A 747-nucleotide genomic window follows, 5' to 3' on the forward strand; every position below is an offset into this window, starting at 1 on the left:
CCATCATCTTCAGCATTAAAGCTATCAAACCAATAACCTGCAAAAGTTAAACCTTCAATAGAAGTGTTTACTACTTTAGCTCCTGTTCCTACTAAATCATCAGTCCAAATAGAACCAACTTCCATTTTACCAAAAGTTACGCTTGTAGCATAAGCTTCATTAGTGTATTCTAAGTAAGCTTGTTGAACATTGAAAGTTTTATTTGTAACTGTTTGATTGCCTGTACCAAAACCAGCTTCATTTGTGCTGTATTGGAATTGAACAAAAGCTTTGAAGTTATCATCTAAAGCTGCTTTGAAATTTAATTGAGATTTAAATCTGTGTTTGTTTTCTTTAGAGTTGTTATAACCATCTACAATTGTGTTACCAATATCTTTTCTATCAGATTCAAATCTATATCTGAACATTCCTGATACATCAACATCTTTTATAGCTTCTTCAAGTGAAACAGCGTTAGCTGCTGAAAAAGCACCTGCAGCTAAAGCTGCTACTAAACTAAGTTTAACTAGTTTCATGAGAATTCTCCTTATTAAAATTAAAACTATGGCTTGTATTATAGCATAGTTTTATATAAGAATTCTTAAAGTAAATAAAAACGATAAAAATATATTAAAGGGTTGTATTTATAGATTGAATTATCTTTAAAGATCTAGTTTGAAACTAGATCTTTAAAAACTAAGGAGTTATCTATGAATGTTTGCTTTTACAAATGTAATTATGCTCTTTGATAGTTAATGTTTGGAAACT

General features: G+C 29.5%; 1 protein-coding gene. It reads right to left on the reverse strand.

Annotated elements, in window-relative coordinates:
* On the reverse strand, nt 1–515 hold a 515-nt coding region (locus L8T82_RS07920), incomplete at its 3' end, for a major outer membrane protein (protein WP_263726286.1).
* Nucleotides 516–747 lie beyond the last annotated feature (232 nt).

It is taken from the genome of Campylobacter sp. IFREMER_LSEM_CL292, from assembly GCF_025771615.1.
GTDB classification, from domain to species: domain Bacteria; phylum Campylobacterota; class Campylobacteria; order Campylobacterales; family Campylobacteraceae; genus Campylobacter_D; species Campylobacter_D lari_D.